A 685-nucleotide genomic window follows, 5' to 3' on the forward strand; every position below is an offset into this window, starting at 1 on the left:
GGCGCTTACGGTGCGGTTTCACCCCTACATGGACCCGAACTTCCTCACCAAGGTTTGCCGCGATCACTGGGCGATGATCGAAGCCTGCCGGCAATGCGACCGCCCTCGACTAGTTGCTCTTGTGAAGGAACATCTACCCCTGGCGAAAGATCGCTATCTAAAGACATATAATGCTGCCGTGGTCCAAGATCTCGTTTTTGCCAAGCGCGCGTGAGGAGCAATAAAAACTCTCGATGGAGAACATATGATGAGCAAATTCTTCGACTCCGCAAAGAATATAGAATTCGTTGGGCGCAGCAACCAGGCTGGGCGCGCTGATGGCATCCAATGTATGATACACAAGGGCCACGCCTTCGTCAGCCACGTTTTCAGCGGTGGCGTCAGCGTCATCGACGTGCGTGATCCGCGCAACCCCGCCCCGGTAAACTTTCTGCCAACACATAACCGGTCATGGTCGGTGCACATACAAACCGCCAACGATCTTCTTCTTGTGGTGGAAGAATTCAACTTCTATTCCGTTTACGTAAAAGAGACCGAATATTACGGCCACTCGATTGAAGGTGTGCATTCGAGCAAGTTCGGGAAGAGAGGTGAAGACTATACCGCCGGCATGCGCGTTTACGACATCTCTAACCCGGCGCATCCACGTGCAATTGGCTTTATGGAGGTGGAAGGCCTGGGCCTG

At 53.3% G+C, this 685-nt stretch carries 2 protein-coding genes; both read left to right on the forward strand.

The window, feature by feature from the left end; all coding sequences use genetic code 11:
- The coding region (locus GSQ92_RS29915; protein WP_216856705.1) for a hypothetical protein at positions 1-214 on the forward strand (214 nt) is incomplete at its 5' end.
- 33 nt (positions 215-247) lie between these two features.
- Positions 248-685, forward strand: a 438-nt coding sequence (locus tag GSQ92_RS01650) for a hypothetical protein (protein ID WP_216856706.1), incomplete at its 3' end; no start/stop codon positions are given.

This window comes from Acidisoma sp. S159 (assembly GCF_009766125.1).
Lineage (GTDB): Bacteria > Pseudomonadota > Alphaproteobacteria > Acetobacterales > Acetobacteraceae > Acidisoma.